Genomic DNA, 16457 nt, shown 5'->3' with positions numbered 1-16457 from the left:
AAGGTTCCGAAGGTTCTTAGACGGCGAACATCAGCAGCAGAGCAACCAGGAACGAGAAGATGCCCAGAGCTTCTGCAAATGCGATACCGATGAACAGAGTTGCGGTTTGCGAAGCAGCCGCAGAGGGGTTGCGCAGTGCGCCTGCCAAGAAGTTAGCAGCAACGTTGCCAACACCCAGTGCAGCAATACCAGTACCCATGCCAGCCAGACCAGCGCCGATGTGTGCGAGTTCGCCTTCCATTGTGAATTCTCCTTACGATTGGAAGTTGCGGATTTAGAGTTCAGACCTGTGCAGCCGTGCCTTAGTGCGACGGATGCAGCGCGTCTTTCAGATACACGCAGGTCAGAATGGTGAATACGTAAGCCTGAATGAAGGCCACGAGAACTTCGAGCGCATAGAAGGCGCTGATGGCGAAGATCGGCAGGAAGGAGAACAGTCCCAGACCTGCGGCAAACCCCGCAAAAACTTTCAGAACAGCGTGGCCCGCCATGATGTTACCAGCCAGACGAATGCAGAGGCTGACGGGGCGCACGAAGTAGGAGATCACCTCGATCAAGGCCAGAACCGGACGCAGCGGCAGAGGCGCAGAGGAGACCCAGAACAGTGCCAGGAACTTGGCACCGTGCATAACAAACCCGATCAGGGTCACGGTCACGAACACCAGGATCGCCAGAACGCCGGTGACGGCAAAATGCGAGGTGGTGGTAAAGGACATCGGGATCAAGCCAAGGAAGTTGGCAGTCACGATGAACATGAACAGGGTCATGATATAAGGGAAGAACTTGACGGCGTCTTTGCCAGCCACATCTTCGACCATCTTGTAGATAAAGCCATAAGCCAGTTCAGCAACCGACTGAGCGCGCGACGGGACAATCGCACGGCCCGAAGAGCCAAGAACCAGCAGAGCAAAGATCGCGACGATCGCAACAACCATCCACAGGGTGACGTTTGTCGGGGTCATCATACCAACGTGGCCACCACCGAACAGGGATTTGACCTCAAACTGGTCAACCGGGTGAATTGCCAGGCCGGCCTCTTCGGGAGCAAAGAGAAGCCCCGAAAGTACGACTGCAGCGAGCGCCACATAAAAGAAAATCTTGCCCATCGTCCCGTGTCTCCTGTCGCCGAGGGATCAATCCCGGTCTTGCGTCTCTTTTTCGTCGGCCTCTTCGGCCAGTTTCGTCTCCTGGATCTCGTTCGCGCTGCGGATCATGACCCGTATGCCCGCGACAAGGCCCAGCAATGTAAATGTCACCAGAAAGATCGGGATCGTCCCGAACAGGCTATCCAGCCCATACCCGATGCCAAGGCCGATCACCAAACCGGCCACTAATTCCGTCACCATACGCCAAGCCTGATTGGCCATCGTATAATGTTCCTCCGTGCGCGGCTTGGGCTCCTGGGCCTTACGCACCTCGCTCAACCGCGCCTCAAGCTGCGCCAAGCGCTGCTTTTGGTCGTCGTCAATCACGGGCACCATCCTCACGCGAATTCTGCAATGGTTGCTAAGGGGTGAAGGTTCAAGAGTCAACGACCCAGACACAGCAAAAGGTCGCACATTATGTCATTTACTTTCAGACACTTAAAGGAAATCTAAAAATCGAAAACGCCGCCCTTGGGCGGTCAGACCCTATGACAGCGTTCAAATGCTATATTCAACCAAATGGTTGATCTTAGTTTTCAGACCCCTGTTCAGGCTCGTGCGGCCAGTGACTTGAACAGACGCCCGTCGATCAGCAACAGGCCAACCAAGATCACCGCAAGGCCGACGCCATGTGCCCGCGTCAGCTGTTCGCCCAAGGCCCAAGCGCCAAAGAACAAGGCAGAGGCCGGCGCAATCATGGTTGGCAGGGTGATATTGGTGGGCCCCACTTTGGGCAACACCCAGTAAAAGATGATAAAGGCCGCAGAGGTCAGCACAAAGCCAATCGCCGCAAACGCCGCCAGGGCCTGCAGGCTCAACCCCGTCGGCACCTCGTCAAACAGTAGGGTCACCGGGATCTGGCACAGGGTCGCGCCGGTTAGCGCCCATGAGACCAAGACAACCGGTTCAATGGCGCGAAACTGGCGTGCGACATTGACAGAAAAGGCATAACACACCGGCGCACATAGGGTGATCATCACCGCCCAGACCGCCGATCCTTCGCCCGAGCGCAACAGCGGCAGTGACAGAACTGCAATCCCCGACAGGCCGCACAAAACGCCGACAGATTTTAGCCAGGTCGCGCGTTCGCCGCCGGGCCAGAAATGCGCCACCACCACGGCCAGCGCAGGCGTGGTCGCGTTGATAATGCCCGCAACGCCACTGGCGATATGCTGCTGCCCCAGGGCATAAAAGGTAAATGGCGCCGAATAGGCCAGACCGCCAAAGGCCATCAACGCCAATGCGGTGCGATACGGCAGCTGTCCTTTGACCCCGCGCAGCAGCAGATAGGCCCAGCATCCCAACGCGCCAAAGGCGACCCGCCCTGCGGCCACCACAAATGGGCCGACTTCCTGCAATAGGATGGCATTGAACATAAAGGACATGCCCCATCCGATGCCCAACAGGATAATGATCAACCAATGCTGCAATGCCATACCGACTGGCTCCTTCTGTCGTGCCTGTCGCTTATTCGCCCTTTAACCGGGATTGTCGATCCGAAGCTTGCGGTTTAGGTATGATCGTCATGAGCAACACCCTCGACACAGTCTTTGCGGCCCTCGCCGATCCCACACGCCGTGAGATCCTGAATATGCTGCTCGAAGATGATATGGCGGTCACTGATGTGGCCGACCCGTTTGAGATGTCGCTTGCCGCCATTTCCAAGCATCTGACCATTTTAACACGCGCCGGTCTGATCGCGCAGGAAAAACGCGGGCGGGTCAAATGGTGCAAACTGCAACCCGATGCCCTGCGCGCGGCGTCTGTCTGGATGCAAGGGTTTGGCCAGTTCGAACCCGTGAACCTTGACGATTTTGAACGCTTTCTCGAACGCGAACTCAGCGACGCCCCGTCCGAGGACGCAACACCGGGTTAGATTTGCGCTTCAGGTCTGGGCCGCCAAGTCCTGATATCCGGTCAACGACAATGTCATATCCGGAAAATCCAGCACGCCGTCTTCGGTCAAAAGCAGTGGCAAACCCATCAGTTTAAAATCACGGATCCCCAACGCAGGCACGGTCCACCCCATGGAATGCGCCATCGGCAGACGCACGCCCGGTTTTGGGTTCAGACCGGGGCGAATATCACGCATGCCCATTTTCAGGAAATGCGCGATATCCCATTCCTGACAGACACCATAGTGGCGAGTCACAACCCAACAATGGCCATCTTCGGCCCAGGTTTGTTTTTCTTCGGGGACAAAAACACCGTAGATATAACCCGCCTCATATCCCGCCGCACGCAGGGCCGCGATCAGATAGGCATTGATATCGACGCAAGACCCTTGGGCCAGGCTACACAATTGGGGCAGCTCGTCTTGTCCATCATAGAACCGCTCTTCGGGATGGCCATATTCGAACAATCCCGCCACATGGTTCACAATCGCCTGCAACCCTGCGGCGCCACCGCCTGCGGCCTCGGCAATGCTGCGGGTTTCGCCAGCCAGAGCCGCCGCGCTGCGTGTGTAGCGGCTGTCGGTGGGGTGGAACATCTGCTCGGGATAACCGGGACCTTCGGGGGCGAATTGCACACGAAGGGCGATCTCACTAGCTTCGGGCACGCCAAACGCCAGCATCTGGGCGCAGTTGGGCGCTGCAACACCGCTGACGCGCGCGCCCTCGATATCAAAGCCAAGCACAGAGACATGCGGCGTTGTCATGCCCATAGGCGTCACAAAACGCGCATCTTTGGAGATCGCAAAGCGGTAGGTCAGTTCAATCATCACAGGATCCGATGTCTGTTTGGAGCCCTTATACATCGGCCTTTGTGTCAAACGCATTATGCCCATCGCCGCGCAACAGTAACGTCAGCGCCAAGATCGACAGAACCGGCCCCAAAAACACCAGACCATTGGGCAGCGAAAACCCGACACCCAGATCCCACAGGATCACCCAGCTTGGCACAAGATAGTTATAGGCCATGACCTTGGCCGAGGGCAGACGCAGGGTGGCAAATTGCAACAGGACAAAGGTCGCCGCGCTGGCAAACACCGCCAGATAGGCAATCGTGATCCACACCAACGGCCGCAAAGCGCCCCAATCGGTTGCCACGATATCGCGCCAGCCAAAGAGCGTCAGCACCACCGTTCCGGCAATCAACATGCCAAAGGTGAAACTGCCGGCCGGCTCGCCGCGATTGAGCCGTCGGACCAACGGGGTGTAGACCGCATGCGCGACGCAGCCAAAGAAATAGATCACCTCACCCTTGCCGATCTCCAGCCGCATAAAGGCCTGCCAATCGGCACGAAAGATTACGATCATTGCGCCCAACGCCCCGATGGCCAGTGCCAGTGCCATGCGTTTGGTGGTGATCTGGCGCAACAACAGCCAGCCGAACCCAGCCGCCATGATCGGGGTCAGCGTGTAAACAGCCGCAGTACTGACCGAGGTCGCATATCGCAGCCCATGAAACATCAGCAGGAAGTATCCGCCAAAGATAGTGCCCATCATCACAAATCGCCAGGGCGCGCAAAAGTTTGCACGCTTCAGACCGGTTGTCGCGGCCACAACGCTGCCAACAACCGCCGCCGCAATCGCAAAGCGCAGCGCATTCAACGCAGCCGGTGCGATTTCACCTGCAACCTGCGCACCTAGCGAGAACGAGCCTCCCACCAGCGCCGAGAACAACAGCATTGCACCATGGCCCTGCCACTCGCTGCGGGTCAGACCCACGCTTTGGCCTCGGCTTTTAGGAAGGTCAGGAAACTTTGAACTTTGGAGGTGCGATGCAGATCCACATGGGTCACGATCCACAAAGGCGCCTGCCATTCATCCATAGGTGCGACAACCTGCACCAAGTCCGGATGCATCTGCGCCTCCCAACATGCCACAAACCCGATCCCGGCTCCGGCCAGCACCGCGTGCACCATGGAATTCATATGACTCACCCGAAACAGCGCTGTCCCGTCCGGCGCGTGATTGCGCATCCATCTGGAGAACGGGGCCTTTGGCACATCGTCATCATCCACCACAAAGCGATGGTTGACCATGTCCTCGAACCCGTTGAACGGCCCGTTGGCCGCCAGATAGTCGCGATGCGCATAAAGCGCGAACTGCTGGGTCCGAAACGGCTGCACCACATTGTCAGGTTGATCCGGTACAGAGCCCGCCCGAATGGCCACATGGGCTTCACCGTATTCCAAACGAAACAAGCGCGAGCCGGTCAGAAAGCGAATGATCAACCCCTGATGCTGCTCTTGAAACCGGTTAAGGATGGGCACCAATTGGCCCGACATGCTCTCGACTGAGGTGACAACCAATTCGCCCGAAACATCATCGCCCTGCCCCTTGAGACGTCCGACAAGCTGGTTGAACTGGTCATCCGTAGTCTGGGCCACCCGCAACAGATCCTGTCCGGATTCGGTTGGCGTATATCCGCGAGCATGGCGCTGAAACAGCTTCACGCCAAGCCGGGCCTCAATCGCATCGATATGACGGATGACCGTGGCATGATGCACGCCCAGAACCTCTGCGGCACCGCTCACCGTGCCCATGCGCGCAACCTGATAGGCGGTGCGAACCTCATCCCAATTTTCCATGATACTCTCCGCAACACGCTCATCAAATTACATTTTACCGTTGAGAATATAGGCAGTTATTCCCGTGCCGCAACGGTCGCGCATGCGCATCGGCCCGCGCCTTGTGTTTTAGATCCAGATCACTAAACAGCCGATTTGGTCAAACCACCGCATCAGATCAGCGCGCGCCATGGCAACCGTGCGATCATTGACCAGCGGATGCATATAGATGACGTCCACCTCTTGGGCAGCGCGATCCATATAAAATGTGACCTCGTGCTGGACACCGTTGACCATGGCCAGCGGGCTGACGGCACCGGGGCGAATACCCAAATGCTGCATCAAACGCTCAGGCGAGCCAAAGGACAGGTTGCTCAATCCCAGCTGAACCGCCAGCGCCTTTAGGTCGATGTCTCGGTCCTGTTCCAACGTCACCAGATGATTGCGTTTCTTGCGGTCCCGCAGATACAGGTTTTTGATTCGAAACGCCTTTTCCCCCGCAACCGTCAATGCGGCTTCGATCGATTTTGCATCCTCCACAGTGCGCAGCGGCACATGGGTGTGCAGAGCATAGGGAATATCCCATGCGTCCAGCTGCGCCAGAAACGCATCGGATGTGATGGGCAGGCTGTCCTGATAAAGCGATGAGGCATCCATGATCAGCGGGCTTTCGTCTTGTTCAGACTTTTGCCACTACGCCCGCCCTCTCTTTTTGACAAGCCCCTGCGCCATCAGGTGATGAAATCCGCGCGCCGCGCCTCCTCGTAATGGTCAAAGCCGCTTTGAAACCAGGCGGTGCCCCGGGTGGCGCTGGCCAATGCGTGACACAGCTCATCCTCTGCGGCCATCGGCAGCAGCGTTTCAAACAGATCCCATCCGGCGGCGTTCTGTTCGGCCTCAAACCCCAGGATCTGCCCTTTCATACCGCTGACCATCGGCACCAGATTGCCCGAGAACACCGATGGCACATGGATCGCCACTTTGACGATGGGCTGCAACAGGACCAAGCCCGCCTCTTTCAACGCCTCACGCACCGCGTTTTTCCCGGCCGTGCGGAACGCATAGTCCGAACTGTCGACCGAATGGTGCTTCCCATCCTTAAGCGTGATCGCCACATCGACAATTGGATACCCGTTCAGACCCTGTTGCAGGGCTTCGCGCGCGCCCTGTTCGACCGAAGGGATATAGTTCTTGGGCACAGCACCGCCTTTGACACATTCCGCAAAGGACACGCCGCCACTGCGCGATTGCGGCGCAATCTCCAGCACCACATCAGCAAACTGCCCAGCGCCGCCGGATTGTTTGCGATGCCTGTGGTGGATTTGAACCGGTTTGGTGATGGTCTCCCGCAGGGCCGGCGGCACCTGCGCGGCCTCAACCTCGACACCGAATTCGCCCTTTAGCGTCTCCATCACACGGCGCAGATGCTGGGGCCCTTGCAGGTTCAACAGTGCGTGGCCCGTAGACTCATCCTGGGTGACCTTCATGGCGGGATCCACCTCAACCATCCGGTCCAAGGCGGTGGACAGGCGGGTTTCGTCACGTTGATGCGTCGGGGTGATCAGGCGGCGATAGGTTGCGGGTCGAGGCTGCGCCCAGTCGGGCAAGGCCCGCGCTCCGTCTTTGAGATAAACTTGCCCCAGCCGTAGGTGATCGGATTTCACCACCCGCCCCAGGTCGCCCATCTGAAGGCTGCCGTTGCCCGATTTAGACACCATCGTAAGCCCGCCCAAGGCCGCGCCTGCCACCTCATTACCGCTGCAGCAATCGGCGTTCATCGCCCGCAACAGCACGGATTTGCCCAGATGTTTGACCAGCTCGCCTGTGCAGCCCACCGCCACAACCCGACCACCGGGTGAAATCCGGGCAAGCGCCTGTTCCACCGGAGGCGCTTCGTGGCGCAGTGATTTCATCAGGCGCATCACGCCGTTGCAATGTTGCGCGGCCCCCAAAAAGGCCGGGATCAGATCGGAATGTTGCAGCGTGCGAGTGGCGACATCGTAAATTTCCTTGGGCAGGATCTCTTGATCCTCGATCAGCTCCTCCAACAGGGCGTCATCAAAATCTGCCAGCGCCTCCAACAATTCGGCGCGCGCCTCACTCTCGCGCGATCTCATCGCCTCTGGCAGTTCTACCAATGACGAAGGTTTCCCCGTCCGATAGGCCCAGGCTCGTTCCGAAATCAGATCAACAGCCCCTACAACGTGCCCCTCTTGGCGCAAAGGGATCTGCCGCAGCACCAGATGATGGGCGCAATAGGTCTGCAAAGCGGCCAGAATCTCAGCAACACGGCCCCGTGCCTGATCTATCCGATTGATAAACAGAAACACCGGCAACCCGGCTTCTTCGACTTTGCGCAAATAGGGCGCGCTCAGAACGGCCGCCTCGGCATCGGCGGGCACACAGACAACCGCCGCATCGCTGGCCGCAAGGGCCGGTCCCGCTTGCGCCAGGTTTTCGGCACCGCCCGTGACCTCGAGTGCGCCCCAATCCTCGTCCATAAATGAAAAAGGCTGCAAGGTGACAACACCCGCAGCCTCATGTTTTTGACCGGCCCCTGCGTCCAGCCCGGCCATTGCCCTGACCAAGGTCGATTTGCCCGCCTGTGACGGGCCCAATACAGTTAATACGCGCATAATGCTTGGCTCCTTTGCTCATTCCCAGCCCGATAGGGAAAAGCGCGGATGCGTCTACGATATGCCTGCAGGGTCTTCTGCCCCGGCCACAGGATGCCACGACGGATCTCTCCGTCACCCATGGCGCTGTATTATGTTACGCCAACACCCCCCAACCTCGTCAAGCCTGACCGTGGCGCAGCGCCACCGGTCGCCTTGGCAACAGCTACAGCGCCTCGACCCGTGCCTTGACCAGTTCCAGCACCACCTCGTGGAAATCTTCGATGAAGAAATGATGCCAGAATTTGGCGTAAAACCCCAGTCTCGACCCATCCCAGGTGCGGGTGGTCAGTGTCAGACGGGTCTGCTGGCCCAGGTCTTGCAGAACATAGCCACCTGACAGCACATCAAAATACTCCCCCCCAACACGCACATGCGGGTCTTCGATCCGTTCAGACACCCAGCCTTCCGGAAACTCAAACTCCCAGGCAATTTCGTGGTTTTCGACCACGTCAACAATGCGTTCCTGAAAATGTACCTCCGGCCCCCAATGGGAATGCCGCACCACGCCGTCTGGACCACCGACCCAGCGAGCCTCGGTCGGCTTGGGCACGCCTAACAGGTGCGAAAACCGTGTGGGCACTTCCTCGGGCCGGATGTCGGGAATAGTTTTCACCATCGCGAATACAACCTCTGGCGGGGCCTCAATAACGATCTCATTTGAGATTGAGTGAACCCTAGCCTCCGTGTTCTTCAGGCCGCCATCCAACACCACCAAAGCCAATAGAGGCATGACAACGACAAGCTTTGCCCCGTTTTTCTTGGCCTCCTGAAGCCGCAAGTACACGATGTAAATGAGCCCGCCAAAAGTGGTCCCCAACAGAATAGGTCCGACCGCCATTGCAATACAGATCAATCCTTCCAGACCAAACACAAACGCACCGACAAGCGCCAACGCCCATACGCCACACAAAAAGGCAATAGCCCGCAGAACCCCACGACCACGACCTTTGGGGCGAAATCTCAGGATAAGCGCCGTTGCCACAATCGGAAAACCGAGCAGGAACGGGACCCCAACAGTCTCCATACCTAGATATTGCAGCAAGAGTGACAGAAGGATCATCCCTCCCGCCAAGACCAAAGGCGCACCCAAACTCAGCAAAAGCAATTTGACTGAGGTCCAAAATTTATTCATCGGTTTAACTTTCAATTCAAAAAAGTATCACGCTAAAGGGCAGTAAGAGCGTCCAAAAGTGTAGACACCCCCAGCGATGCAATCACTGATACAACTGCGTACAGGCAGAACCTAAAATGTATTTGCGATAGAACCGGTCGCATGTTTAAACCTACTCTCAAGCCTCAGCAAGCCAAGCGCAGGCAGGCAATCGGCTCGGATATGTTGACTCTCTAGGGCAAAGCGCGTATCGCCCGGTCAACCATCCGGAAGTCTCTGAGTCTTCCGGTCCCCGGCCTTTGCCAGGGATCGCCCTCCACCAGCGTGTTACGCCCGTGGGGGCGCTTGTGCATGGATCGCCCTTACGTTGTGGCGACACACGTCTGAGCGATTGCGTATGGATCATCCGCTCCTTACATCTAGGGGCACAACCGATAACCGGCAAAGGAGTCCGCGGGCATGTTTGAAAATCTATCCGAACGCCTATCCGGCGTCTTCGACCGGCTGACCAAGCAAGGCGCCCTGTCCGAGGAAGACGTCAAAACCGCATTGCGCGAAGTGCGCGTGGCGCTCTTGGAAGCCGACGTCTCGCTGCCGGTTGCGCGCGAATTTATCAAAAAGGTGCAGGACCAGGCCACTGGCCAGGCTGTGACCAAATCCGTCACCCCCGGCCAACAGGTCGTCAAGATCGTGCACGACGCGCTGGTCGACACCCTGCATGGTGACGTTGATCCCGGCGTTCTGAAAATCGACAACCCGCCTGCGCCGATCCTGATGGTTGGTCTGCAAGGTTCTGGTAAGACGACCACCACCGGTAAGCTGGCCAAACGTCTGAAAGAGAAAGAGGGCAAAAAGGTCTTGATGGCCTCCCTCGACATCTATCGCCCGGCAGCGATGGACCAGCTGGCGGTTCTCGGCAAACAAGTCGGCGTTGATACGCTGCCAATCGTTCAGGGACAAAAACCCGTCGACATCGCCAAACGCGCCAAACAACAGGCGATGCTGGGCGGTTACGACGTCTATATGCTCGACACGGCCGGCCGTTTGCACATCGACGAAGTCCTGATGGATGAGGTCGAACAGGTCCGCAACGCGGTTGAACCCCGCGAGACCCTGCTGGTGGTCGATGGGCTGACCGGTCAGGTCGCGGTTGAGGTCGCCGAAGAGTTCGACGCCAAGGTTGGCATCTCGGGCGTGGTCCTCACCCGGATGGACGGCGACGGGCGCGGTGGTGCGGCGCTGTCGATGCGCGCGGTCACCGGCAAGCCGATCCGCTTTGTCGGTCTGGGCGAGAAGATGGACGCCATTGAAACCTTCGAGCCTGACCGGATCGCCGGCCGGATCCTCGGCATGGGCGACATTGTTGCCTTGGTTGAAAAGGCCCAGGAAACCATCGAGGCTGAAAAAGCCGAAAAGATGATGAAGCGCATGATGAAGGGTCAGTTCAATATGAACGACCTGCGCATGCAGCTTGAACAGATGCAGCAGATGGGCGGCATGCAGGGCATGATGCAGATGATGCCAGGCATGGGTAAAATGGCCAAACAGGTCGAAGAATCCGGCATGGACGACAAAGTCATCAAACGCCAGATCGCCCTTGTGCAATCTATGACCAAGAAAGAGCGCGCCAATCCCGCGTTGCTGCAAGCCAGCCGCAAGAAACGCATCGCGGCCGGTGCCGGCATGGAAGTCTCAGAGCTGAACAAGCTGTTGAAGATGCATCGCCAGATGTCCGACGTGATGAAGAAAATGTCCAAAATGGGCAAAGGCAAGATGCTGAAGCAGGCCATGAAAGGCATGCTGGGCGGCAAAGGTGGCATGCCCGATATGGCTGGCATGGACCCCTCGCAAATGGACCCCAAAGCGCTGGAAGCAGCTGCCAAAGCGATCGGTGGCAAAGGCGGCCTGCCCGGCGGTCTGCCCGGTCTTGGCGGCGGTATGGGCCTGCCCGGCGGTCTGTCCGGATTTGGGAAGAAAAAATAAGTGACCCAAGCGCCCACCATAGAAACCCAGCGCCTGCGACTGCGCCATCACCGGTGTGAGGATATCACGCCGATGGTGGATCTGTTTGCCAGCGATTGGGCACGCTATATGGGTGGGCCGATTTCCCATGATGAACTGTGGCGCTGGATCGCGGCAGAGACCATCAGCTGGGAATGGCTGGGCTATGGCTCCTGGGCGGTTGAGCTGCGCGAAACCGACACGCTGATCGGTCAGGTCGGCATCAACAAACCACCGCGCTTTCCCGAGGTTGAACTGGGCTGGATTGTATTCCCCGCCTACGAAGGCCAAGGCTACGCCTATGAGGCCGCATCCGCCGCACGCGACTGGGGCTTTGAAACCCGTGGCCTGCAAACGCTGGTCTCCTACATCGATCCCCAAAATGCGCGTTCTATCGCCCTGGCCAAACGCCTTGGTGGAGTTTTGGACACCAAGGAACACGGCGAAGACCCCGAAGATCTGGTCTATCGCCATATTCCCCAGACCGACGGTTCGGTGGAGGCCTACGCATGAGCCTCTCCCAGCTTTCATATCCGGTGATCGAAACCGACACGCTGCTGCTGCGCGCGCCCGAGGCCAACGATTTCGACGCTTACGCCGATTTTATGAACAGTGACCGCAGCCATATGACCGGGGGCCCGCTGGATCACCCAGCCGCTTGGCGCAGCTTTGCCTGCGAGACCGGGCATTGGGTGCTGCGCGGCTATGGCATGTTTACTGTGGTCGACAAGGCAAGCCGACGCATCGCAGGGCAAACTGGGTTCTGGAACCCCGAAGGCTGGCTGCAGGTCGAGCTTGGCTGGCGTGCCTTTGCAGGGTTTGAGGGCAAGGGCATTGCATTCAACGCCGCAAGCGCCGCACGCGACTATGCCTATAACACCCTTGGCTGGGACCCGCTTATCAGTGTGATCGCACCGCAAAACACACGGTCTATCCGGTTGGCCGAACGCCTTGGCGCGACGCTTGAGCAGGACGACTGGTCCACACCTTCGGGCAAACCCGCCTTGATCTATCGCCATCCGAGCCGGGACAGTTTGATCGCAGGAGGTGCCGCATGAGCGCGTTTTTCACCCTGCCGATCCCGGAACTGGAAACCCAACGTCTGGTCCTGCGCGCCCCGCGCGAAAAGGATTTCGAGGCACATGCGGAGTTCATGGCATCGGACCGGGCCGCATTTGTTGGCGGGCCACAGAACCGGAGTGAGGCCTGGCGCGGCTTTTGCAGCAGCCTGGGCCATTGGATGATGCGCGGTTATGGCATGTGGCTGGTTGCGGAAAAGAAAACCGACGCCCCACTGGGACGTGTGGGTTTCATCTATCACGAGGGCTGGGACGAGCCAGAACTGGGCTGGCATGTCTATGCCACAGCCGAGGGCAAAGGATATGCTTTTGAGGCGGCCCGCGCCGCACGAGCCTTTGGAGCGCAGGAGTATAAATTGGACGGGGTGATTTCCTACATCCGTCCCCACAACGCCCGCTCTGCTGCCTTGGCCGAACGCCTTGGCGCAACCCATGAATGCGACCGCGTGTTTTTTGGCAAACCCTGCCAGATCTGGCGTCACCCGTTGGAAAACACGCCTGAGGGAGGCGCCGCATGACAACCGCGATCTCAACCCTCGAAACCCAGCGCCTGACCTTGCGCGGCTCAACCACCGAAGCCGCTCCGGATCCTGTAGCAACCAATGCGACACGGGATTACTTTTACAAAACCCTAGGTTGGGCAACGACGGTCAGCTACATTGACCCCAAGAACCTGGATTCGATCCGCCTTGTGGAACATCTGGGTGCCGCCAAAGATCACGCAGCCGCAACAGTTGATTGCAATGATGCCGTCTACCGTCACCCCAGCCCCGCCGATCTGGCCGACAGCCAGCTGGCACATGGGATCGAAATGGAGATCAGCCATTACGCTGACCCGCTGTTCAAGCCAAAAGGATGGGCCCTTGACTAATGATGTGACCCGCGCAGCGGATATCCTCAAAGACCACCGTGAAAGCATCGACCGCCTGGACGCCATTTTGGTCTACACGCTGGGTGAGCGGTTCAAACACACACAGGCCGTGGGCAAGCTGAAAGCTAAACACGGCCTGCCGCCCTCTGACCCCTCTCGCGAGGAACGCCAGATTGCGCGGCTCGAAGATCTGGCAAAACGGGCCAACCTGGACCCCGAATTCGCCAAGAAGTTTCTCAACTTCATTATCGCTGAAGTCATTCAGCATCACCAAAAACACCAGGAATAACAGGGATCACATCCCTGACACGCCATCAAAGGAGAATTGAACAATGGCAATGAAGATCCGTCTGGCCCGTGGTGGCTCGAAAAAACGCCCCTTCTACCGTGTTGTTGCTGCGGACAGCCGCATGCCACGTGACGGCCGCTTCATCGAGAAGCTGGGCACCTACAACCCCCTGCTGCCGAAAGACAGCGAAGAGCGCGTAAAGCTGGACCTGGACCGCGTAAAATACTGGATGGACCAAGGCGCACAGCCGTCCGACCGTGTTGCCCGCTTCCTGGAAGCTGCCGGTGTTGTCGCCAAGAAAGAGCGCAACAACCCCGAGAAAGCCGTTCCTGGCAAGAAAGCTCAAGAGCGCGCAGAAGAAAAAGCAGCCAAGGCCGCAGAAGCAGCTGAAGCCCCCGAAGAAGCAACCGCGGAGTAAGCGCATGGATCTGCGGGAGGGGACTGGATTCACGGACGACTTCCGCAGACAGCTGGAGCTGCTGATGCAGCTTCGGCGCGATGTGCGGCGCTTTAAGCGAGATGCAATTGACGAGGCAGCGTTTATGCGCTGCCTCGATCTGATTCAGCTGGCCCCTTCTGTCGGGCTCAGCGAGCCCTGGCGCGTCATTCGCGTCAAAAGCGACAGCGCGCGCGCTGCTGCGCTCAAGAATTTCGAGGCCGCAAACGCAGATGCGCTTGCTGGCTACAGCGGTGATAAATCCGAAACCTATGCCTCGCTCAAACTGTCGGGGATGCGGGACGCGCCGGAGCAGATCGCGATCTATTGCGACGATGGCACCGAACAGGGCAGCGGCCTGGGTGCCGCCACCATGCCCGAGATGCGGCGCTATTCCGTGGTTGCAGCTATCATGCTGTTTTGGCTGGGTCTGCGCGCCGAAGGGTTGGGCCTGGGCTGGGTGTCGATCCTGGATCCCGCGCAAATGAACCGCGATCTGGATGTGCCACCACAATGGAAACTCATCGGGTATTTCTGCGTCGGCTATCCCGAGCGATACTCTGACACGCCGGAATTGCAGCAGGTCGGCTGGGAAGACCGGCGCGGCACAGTTCCAGTTGAGACGCGATGATCATTTTTCGTCTGATCCGACTGGCCATCCTGTTGGGGGTAACCTTTCTTGCAGGGATCCTGTTTGAACGTTATCACCAGCGTGAATTATGTGCCCAGAACGGCGGCCAATGGGGCGCTGCGGGATATTGCGTCGGGAAATGACAACATGAGCGATCTGATCTGTGTAGGAGCCGTTGCCGGATCTTATGGCGTACGCGGTGAAATCCGCCTCAAAAGCTTTTGCGCGGTGCCGGAAGAGATCGCGGAGTATTCGCCTCTGACCAATGAAGACGGCAGCCAGTCCTATACGCTGACGTTGTCGCGCCCGATCAAAAATGGGTTTTCCGGTCATCTGAGCGGGGTTGAGACCAAGGAACAAGCCGATGCCATCAAGGGTCTGCGCCTGTTCATCCCCCGCGACCGTATGCCCAAACTGCCGGACGACGAATACTACCACGCCGATCTGATGGGGCTTGAGGTCTATGACACCGGCGGCACCCTGTTGGGCACGGTTAAATCCGTGCAAAACCACGGCGCCAGCGACCTGTTGGAGCTTCATGGCCCCAATCTAAAAGGCACCGTCCTGCTGCCCTTCACCCTGGCTGCGGTCCCGACCGTTGATCTGGAGAAAGGCCGCATTGTTGCAGATCCCCCGGAAGGCGTGCTGTAATCAGTCCGGCTCGTTCTCTATCAGCCAGTTGAAAACTGAGACGACGCCATTGATCATTGCCTGTGCGCGTGGATCGACCGGATCCATCGGCGCTGGAAGCCTCCGCCAGACACTGAACAGGCGCATCGCAAAACAGAATTGAAAAACCGGGTCCAGCCGAAAATCCTGCCCATATCCGCTAAAGAACGCAGCCCAGTCTGCCTCAGCAACCTGCCCATATCCGACTTTCTGCCCCGCTTGTGCAAGGTGATCAGGGCAATTTGCCAACCAAAGGTTCGCGATATCATTTTGAGGCACCGCGTTTCTATCATTGGCAAAATCAATGAAAGAGACCGTATCCTCTGTCATCAATATGTTCCGCAAATGCAAGTCGCCATGTTCGATCGCCCCCGCAAAAGAAACACCACGCGCGCGTCGTCCTGCGCGATGCAGATAAGCGCATAGGCCCAGAAACTTCGCTTTTTTTCGCATACCCAAGACTCCGGAGCGAACGTCCCGCGCCCGGTCTGCAACCCGGTTCAAGTTGTGTTTCGGCCAGAATTCTCGTTGTTCCGTCTTTGAACATGCGTGTAGTTCTGCAACCGCTTGACCAATCCGTTGCAAGGTTTGCGCGCGGTTTGCCAAACCAAAATCAGACAGATCCAGCTCACGAAACGCGGTTTCACCTGGGGCAAACTCCATCACGGTGAAGTGGCGGGTTGGGTGCTGCCAGATGATTTTGGGCACATTGACTCCGGCAACAGCTTCGACCCCCTGCGCAGCCGCACGATGCCGGTTCACAATTCTCTGGAACCGATCAATTCGGTCTTCACCAAAATCCGCACGTAACACCAATTCGGTCCCGTCGGACAAAGAAACCGCCAGAACACATCGCCGATCTACATATCTGCAGTTCACCTTCATTCTGCGGAAACGGGGCTCTAAACCAGACATTCCGAGATCTGGTGCAATTTCTCCCCACAGGTCTTCGGTCCGCGCCTGTGTTTCATCGCGTTGCATATGGCTGTCTGGTCCTATGTTCCGCATCTTCAGTGACGTGCCTTGCTGCC

At 58.1% G+C, this 16457-nt stretch carries 21 protein-coding genes and 1 pseudogene; 11 read left to right on the top strand and 11 right to left on the bottom strand.

Annotation, left to right across the window (positions count from 1 at the left end):
- Window positions 1-16: 16 nt before the first annotated feature.
- The 4 genes from KMP13_RS05480 to KMP13_RS05465 all read right to left on the bottom strand — a co-directional run bounded on the left by KMP13_RS05480 (window position 17) and on the right by KMP13_RS05465 (window position 2581).
- The gene (locus tag KMP13_RS05480) at window positions 17-241 is read right to left on the bottom strand and encodes a F0F1 ATP synthase subunit C (protein WP_008562443.1); all 225 of its coding nucleotides are present in this window, start codon (window positions 239-241) and stop codon (window positions 17-19) included.
- Window positions 242-302: 61 nt separating this feature from the next.
- Complete coding sequence (locus tag KMP13_RS05475; RefSeq protein WP_215264568.1) at window positions 303-1106, bottom strand: F0F1 ATP synthase subunit A; 804 nt, start codon at window positions 1104-1106, stop codon at window positions 303-305.
- A gap of 27 nt (window positions 1107-1133) precedes the next feature.
- Window positions 1134-1472: an AtpZ/AtpI family protein gene (locus KMP13_RS05470; protein ID WP_215264566.1), complete on the bottom strand. Its 339-nt coding sequence runs from the start codon at window positions 1470-1472 to the stop codon at window positions 1134-1136.
- A 221-nt stretch (window positions 1473-1693) separates the two neighbouring features.
- Window positions 1694-2581: a DMT family transporter gene (locus KMP13_RS05465; RefSeq protein WP_215264564.1), complete on the bottom strand. Its 888-nt coding sequence runs from the start codon at window positions 2579-2581 to the stop codon at window positions 1694-1696.
- 89 nt (window positions 2582-2670) lie between these two features.
- Between KMP13_RS05465 and KMP13_RS05460 the strand changes: the two genes are divergently transcribed.
- Window positions 2671-3021, top strand: coding sequence for an ArsR/SmtB family transcription factor (locus KMP13_RS05460; RefSeq protein ID WP_215264562.1), 351 nt, complete (start codon window positions 2671-2673; stop codon window positions 3019-3021).
- Window positions 3022-3030: 9 nt separating this feature from the next.
- Here KMP13_RS05460 and KMP13_RS05455 read toward each other — a convergent pair whose 3' ends face one another.
- The 6 genes from KMP13_RS05455 to KMP13_RS05430 form a co-directional block, all read right to left on the bottom strand.
- Window positions 3031-3867, bottom strand: coding sequence for a transglutaminase-like domain-containing protein (locus KMP13_RS05455; protein WP_215264560.1), 837 nt, complete (start codon window positions 3865-3867; stop codon window positions 3031-3033).
- Between the two features lie 28 nt (window positions 3868-3895).
- Complete coding sequence (locus KMP13_RS05450) at window positions 3896-4777, bottom strand: DMT family transporter (protein WP_251363694.1); 882 nt, start codon at window positions 4775-4777, stop codon at window positions 3896-3898.
- A gap of 29 nt (window positions 4778-4806) precedes the next feature.
- The gene (locus tag KMP13_RS05445) at window positions 4807-5682 is read right to left on the bottom strand and encodes a LysR family transcriptional regulator (RefSeq protein ID WP_215264556.1); all 876 of its coding nucleotides are present in this window, start codon (window positions 5680-5682) and stop codon (window positions 4807-4809) included.
- Between the two features lie 108 nt (window positions 5683-5790).
- Complete coding sequence (locus tag KMP13_RS05440) at window positions 5791-6318, bottom strand: prolyl-tRNA synthetase associated domain-containing protein (protein ID WP_215264555.1); 528 nt, start codon at window positions 6316-6318, stop codon at window positions 5791-5793.
- A gap of 74 nt (window positions 6319-6392) precedes the next feature.
- Window positions 6393-8297, bottom strand: coding sequence for an elongation factor G (locus KMP13_RS05435; RefSeq protein WP_215264554.1), 1905 nt, complete (start codon window positions 8295-8297; stop codon window positions 6393-6395).
- A 205-nt stretch (window positions 8298-8502) separates the two neighbouring features.
- Complete coding sequence (locus tag KMP13_RS05430; RefSeq protein ID WP_215264553.1) at window positions 8503-9399, bottom strand: polyketide cyclase/dehydrase; 897 nt, start codon at window positions 9397-9399, stop codon at window positions 8503-8505.
- 510 nt (window positions 9400-9909) lie between these two features.
- Between KMP13_RS05430 and ffh the strand changes: the two genes are divergently transcribed.
- From ffh to rimM, 10 genes and pseudogenes are all read left to right on the top strand, one after another.
- A complete protein-coding gene (ffh, locus tag KMP13_RS05425) occupies window positions 9910-11433 on the top strand; it encodes a signal recognition particle protein (RefSeq protein ID WP_215264552.1) in 1524 nt (507 codons plus the stop codon).
- Complete coding sequence (locus KMP13_RS05420) at window positions 11434-11964, top strand: GNAT family N-acetyltransferase (RefSeq protein WP_215264551.1); 531 nt, start codon at window positions 11434-11436, stop codon at window positions 11962-11964.
- Window positions 11961-12509 carry a GNAT family N-acetyltransferase gene (locus KMP13_RS05415; RefSeq protein ID WP_215264549.1) on the top strand — a complete coding sequence of 183 codons (549 nt, stop codon included), beginning with the start codon at window positions 11961-11963 and terminating at the stop codon, window positions 12507-12509. Before KMP13_RS05420 ends, KMP13_RS05415 begins: the two co-directional genes overlap by 4 nt.
- A complete protein-coding gene (locus tag KMP13_RS05410) occupies window positions 12506-13048 on the top strand; it encodes a GNAT family N-acetyltransferase (RefSeq protein WP_215264548.1) in 543 nt (180 codons plus the stop codon). Before KMP13_RS05415 ends, KMP13_RS05410 begins: the two co-directional genes overlap by 4 nt.
- Window positions 13049-13125: 77 nt before the next feature.
- Window positions 13126-13401: pseudogene (locus KMP13_RS05405) on the top strand (GNAT family N-acetyltransferase); the annotation flags it as partial.
- Window positions 13394-13690, top strand: a complete 297-nt coding sequence (locus KMP13_RS05400) for a chorismate mutase (RefSeq protein WP_215264546.1) — start codon at window positions 13394-13396, stop codon at window positions 13688-13690. The pseudogene KMP13_RS05405 and the gene KMP13_RS05400, both read left to right, overlap by 8 nt.
- Window positions 13691-13733: 43 nt before the next feature.
- Window positions 13734-14108, top strand: a complete 375-nt coding sequence (gene rpsP / locus KMP13_RS05395) for a 30S ribosomal protein S16 (protein ID WP_215264544.1) — start codon at window positions 13734-13736, stop codon at window positions 14106-14108.
- Between the two features lie 4 nt (window positions 14109-14112).
- Entirely contained in the window at window positions 14113-14757 is a 645-nt protein-coding gene (bluB, locus tag KMP13_RS05390; protein ID WP_215264542.1) for a 5,6-dimethylbenzimidazole synthase, read from the top strand.
- Window positions 14754-14900 (top strand): hypothetical protein, encoded by a 147-nt coding sequence (locus tag KMP13_RS05385; protein WP_215264684.1) that lies wholly within the window; start codon window positions 14754-14756, stop codon window positions 14898-14900. The genes bluB and KMP13_RS05385 overlap by 4 nt, the downstream gene beginning before the upstream one ends.
- Before the next feature lie 4 nt (window positions 14901-14904).
- Window positions 14905-15408, top strand: coding sequence for a ribosome maturation factor RimM (gene rimM / locus KMP13_RS05380; protein ID WP_215264537.1), 504 nt, complete (start codon window positions 14905-14907; stop codon window positions 15406-15408).
- On the opposite strand, the gene KMP13_RS05375 is transcribed toward rimM, so the two are convergent.
- Window positions 15409-16260 carry a phosphotransferase gene (locus KMP13_RS05375; protein WP_215264536.1) on the bottom strand — a complete coding sequence of 284 codons (852 nt, stop codon included), beginning with the start codon at window positions 16258-16260 and terminating at the stop codon, window positions 15409-15411.
- Between the last annotated feature and the right edge of the window lie 197 nt (window positions 16261-16457).

It is taken from the genome of Epibacterium ulvae, from assembly GCF_018678075.1.
Lineage (GTDB): Bacteria > Pseudomonadota > Alphaproteobacteria > Rhodobacterales > Rhodobacteraceae > Epibacterium > Epibacterium ulvae_A.
The sequence above is the reverse complement of the archived record's forward strand: the minus strand, read 5'-3'. Positions and strand labels throughout refer to the sequence as shown.

Bases quoted from the DNA above. Each gene is read 5' to 3' on its own strand.
- KMP13_RS05480 (WP_008562443.1), bottom strand. From the start codon at position 241: ATGGAAGGCGAACTCGCACACATCGGCGCTGGTCTGGCTGGCATGGGT.
- KMP13_RS05475 (WP_215264568.1), bottom strand. From the start codon at position 1,106: ATGGGCAAGATTTTCTTTTATGTGGCGCTCGCTGCAGTCGTACTTTCG.
- KMP13_RS05465 (WP_215264564.1), bottom strand. From the start codon at position 2,581: ATGGCATTGCAGCATTGGTTGATCATTATCCTGTTGGGCATCGGATGG.
- KMP13_RS05460 (WP_215264562.1), top strand. From the start codon at position 2,671: ATGAGCAACACCCTCGACACAGTCTTTGCGGCCCTCGCCGATCCCACA.
- KMP13_RS05455 (WP_215264560.1), bottom strand. From the start codon at position 3,867: ATGATTGAACTGACCTACCGCTTTGCGATCTCCAAAGATGCGCGTTTT.
- KMP13_RS05450 (WP_251363694.1), bottom strand. From the start codon at position 4,777: ATGCTGTTGTTCTCGGCGCTGGTGGGAGGCTCGTTCTCGCTAGGTGCG.
- KMP13_RS05445 (WP_215264556.1), bottom strand. From the start codon at position 5,682: ATGGAAAATTGGGATGAGGTTCGCACCGCCTATCAGGTTGCGCGCATG.
- KMP13_RS05440 (WP_215264555.1), bottom strand. From the start codon at position 6,318: ATGGATGCCTCATCGCTTTATCAGGACAGCCTGCCCATCACATCCGAT.
- KMP13_RS05435 (WP_215264554.1), bottom strand. From the start codon at position 8,297: ATGCGCGTATTAACTGTATTGGGCCCGTCACAGGCGGGCAAATCGACC.
- KMP13_RS05430 (WP_215264553.1), bottom strand. From the start codon at position 9,399: ATGATCCTTCTGTCACTCTTGCTGCAATATCTAGGTATGGAGACTGTT.
- ffh (WP_215264552.1), top strand. From the start codon at position 9,910: ATGTTTGAAAATCTATCCGAACGCCTATCCGGCGTCTTCGACCGGCTG.
- KMP13_RS05415 (WP_215264549.1), top strand. From the start codon at position 11,961: ATGAGCCTCTCCCAGCTTTCATATCCGGTGATCGAAACCGACACGCTG.
- KMP13_RS05410 (WP_215264548.1), top strand. From the start codon at position 12,506: ATGAGCGCGTTTTTCACCCTGCCGATCCCGGAACTGGAAACCCAACGT.
- rpsP (WP_215264544.1), top strand. From the start codon at position 13,734: ATGGCAATGAAGATCCGTCTGGCCCGTGGTGGCTCGAAAAAACGCCCC.
- bluB (WP_215264542.1), top strand. From the start codon at position 14,113: ATGGATCTGCGGGAGGGGACTGGATTCACGGACGACTTCCGCAGACAG.
- KMP13_RS05385 (WP_215264684.1), top strand. From the start codon at position 14,754: ATGATCATTTTTCGTCTGATCCGACTGGCCATCCTGTTGGGGGTAACC.
- rimM (WP_215264537.1), top strand. From the start codon at position 14,905: ATGAGCGATCTGATCTGTGTAGGAGCCGTTGCCGGATCTTATGGCGTA.